The sequence below is a fragment of the Burkholderia sp. E168m23 genome (assembly GCF_016586125.1).
In the GTDB taxonomy this organism is placed as follows: Bacteria; Pseudomonadota; Gammaproteobacteria; order Burkholderiales; family Burkholderiaceae; genus Burkholderia; species Burkholderia orbicola.
Window position 1 is genome coordinate 1 of sequence record NZ_BCPP01000846.1, and the last position, 3,194, is coordinate 3,194.

At 66.9% G+C, this 3,194-nt stretch carries 1 protein-coding gene; it reads right to left on the reverse strand.

Annotated features, from left to right (window positions below):
• Window positions 1-2,268 (reverse strand): indolepyruvate ferredoxin oxidoreductase family protein (locus JMF90_RS30680; protein ID WP_201325849.1); only part of this gene is annotated, 2,268 nt, incomplete at its 3' end.
• Window positions 2,269-3,194 lie beyond the last annotated feature (926 nt).

Below are 3,194 nucleotides of genomic sequence, written 5' to 3' on the forward strand. Positions count from 1 at the left end.
GAGATGCGCGGCCATGCTGATCAGCGCGCCGACCGTCACGACGCCCGTGCCGCCCACGCCCGTCACGAGCATGTCGAACGGCGCCGCGTCGAGGTGCGTCGCCGGCACCGGCAGCGCGTCGACGCGCGCGGCGAGCGCGGCTTCGTCGAACGCGGCGCCGGCCGCCTTCTTCAGCGCCGCACCTTCGACCGTCACGAAGCTCGGGCAGAAGCCGTTCACGCACGAATAGTCCTTGTTGCACGACGACTGGTCGATGCGGCGCTTGCGGCCGAGCGGCGTCTCGAGCGGCTCGACCGACAGGCAGTTCGACTGCACGCCGCAGTCGCCGCAGCCTTCGCACACCGCGTCGTTGATGAACAGGCGCTTGTCCGGGTCGGGGAATTCGCCTTTCTTGCGGCGGCGACGCTTCTCGGCCGCGCAGGTCTGGTCGTAGATCAGCACGGTGACGCCCGGCGTTTCGCGCAATTCACGCTGCACCGCGTCGAGTTCGCTGCGGTGATGGAACGTCGTGCCGGTCGGGAACTGCCCGTGATGACCGTCGTACTTCTCCGGTTCGTCCGACACGACGACGAAGCGCGACACGCCCTCCGCCTCGACCTGCCGCGCGATCTGCGGCACCGAGATGCTGCCGTCGACCGGCTGGCCGCCCGTCATCGCGACCGCGTCGTTGTAGAGGATCTTGTACGTGATGTTCGCTTTCGCGGCGACCGCCTGGCGGATCGCGAGGATGCCCGAGTGGAAGTAAGTGCCGTCGCCGAGGTTCTGGAATACGTGCTTCGTGTTGGTGAACATCGCGTGCGCGGCCCAGTCGACGCCCTCGCCGCCCATCTGGATCAGCCCCGTCGTGTCGCGCTCCATCCATGACGCCATGAAATGGCAACCGATGCCGGCCTGCGCGATCGAGCCTTCCGGCACCTTCGTCGACGTGTTGTGCGGGCAGCCCGAGCAGAAATACGGCGTGCGCTTCACCGCGTCGGCCTCGTTCGACAGGATCTGCGGCGCGACGAGATCGACCACGCGCTCGCGCCGGTCGAGCGCCGGCTTGTGCCGCGCGAGCCATGCCGCGAACACCGGCAGGATGCGCGACGGACGCAGTTCGCCGAGCTCGGACAGCAGGCACGCACCGGCCGCGTCGTGCTTGCCGAGCACGCGCGGACGGGCGCCTTCGGTGCGGTTGTACAGGTAGTCCTTGATCTGCTGCTCGATGACCGGGCCCTTCTCCTCGATCACCAGCACTTCGGCGAGCCCGTCGACGAAGGTTTCGATGCGCGTCATTTCGAGCGGATACGACAGGCCGACCTTGTAGATCCGCACGCCGGCCGCGTCGAGGTCGGCGACCGTCAGGTCGAGGCGGCGCAGCGCTTCCATCAGGTCGAGGTGCGCCTTGCCGCAGGTGACGATGCCGACGTTCGCCTGCGCGCTCGGCGCGATCCACTTGTCGATGCTGTTGGCACGCGCGAAATGGCGCACCGCGTCGAGCTTCGCCGCGAGACGCGCCTCGATCGTGAGGCTCGGCAGGTCGGGCCAGCGGTTGTGCAGGCCGCCCGCCGGCGGCGTGAAGCCTGCCGGCGCCGGCCAGCGCGTCTGCAATGCATCGAGGTCGACGGTCGAGCCCGACTCGACCGTTTCCGAGATCGCCTTGAAGCCGACCCACGCGCCCGAGTAGCGCGACAGCGCCCAGCCGTACAGGCCGAATTCGAGCATGTCGGCGATGTTCGACGGGTTCACGACCGGCATGTGCCACGCCATCATCGCGAAATCGCTCTGGTGCGGCATCGACGACGACACGCAGCCATGGTCGTCGCCCGCGACGACCAGCACACCGCCGTGCGGCGACGAACCGTACGCGTTGCCGTGCTTCAGCGCATCGCCCGCGCGATCGACGCCCGGGCCCTTGCCGTACCACATCGCATACACGCCCTCGACCGTACGCTCCGGGTCGGCCTCGACCCGCTGCGTGCCGAGCACGGCCGTGCCGCCGAGTTCCTCGTTGATCGCGGGCAGGAAGCGCACGCTGCTGGCGTCGAGCAGTTTCTTCGCCTTCCACAGCTGCTGGTCGACCATGCCGAGCGGCGAACCGCGATAGCCGCTGACGAAGCCGGCCGTGTTGAGCCCCTGTTCGGTATCGACCGCGCGCTGCATCAGCAGCAGGCGGATCAGCGCCTGCGTGCCGGTCAGGAAGATCCGGCCGCGCGTCGCGGTCAGGTTGTCGGTCAGGCGGTAGTCGGACAGGGCAGGCGTGCCGTCGACGGGCTGGCGGGCGGTCATGAGGGGATGTCTCCGGATTGTGCTGTCGTGCTGTTCTGGGCCGTGCGCGGCGGGGCGTCGGATGACGCAGGGTGCCGGCAGCGAATGGCTCTATTTTTTCGCGCGCGGCCGAGAATGTTTTTTCTCATCTTGCTCGGAGGGGCCTGCCGTGAGAAAAACTGCGCAGCTTTTTGACGGGATTTGAGAGAGTTCTCGCGCGGGGCGGCCGGAGTGTGATGGGGAGGCGTGTCGCGGTGGTCGGATGGTCCGGCGGAAAAGGCGGGGCGTGCCGCGGGGCTCACCGTCAGCAGGGTGGATGGCGCTCGAACCCCTTGCGACAAGGGTTTCGGGGCATCGGGCCGTCACCCTCACCGTTGGAATGCACAGCATTCGGATTGGCTGGCGACGTCGGATGTCCACAATGCCGCGCCGCTCTGTCGATCGGCTCGCGCGCTCACCGTTCGATTGCACAGCGTTTCGAGTGGCGTCGGGGCCGGGATATCCACATCAGGAATCGGCATGCGGGGCGCTCACCGTTGAAATTCACAGATTGGCGAGTGAATTTCGGCGGCGGATATCCACATCGGAAACCGCGCGTTTCGTCGGTCCTCCGCCTGCGCTCACCGTTCGAATACACAGGGACGAGCGTGGGTTTGCCGGCTGGACATCTCGCCTGAACACGCTGGTCGAGCGATTGCCGGCTCGCTCTCACCGTTGAAATACACAGGGCTTCGACTGGCTGGCGGGGTAGTTGTCCACGTGCGGAACTGCGTTGCCTCCCGACCATACGCGCACTCTCACCATTGAAAACCACAGCGCTTCGAGTGCTTGAGCAGGCCGGATATCCACATGGACGTGCGTTCTCCGATCGATAGCTGACGCACGTTTCGAAGCGTACCGCCAAGGGGCAATCCATATCGGAAGCGGCTCGTCACCCGAGTCGGACG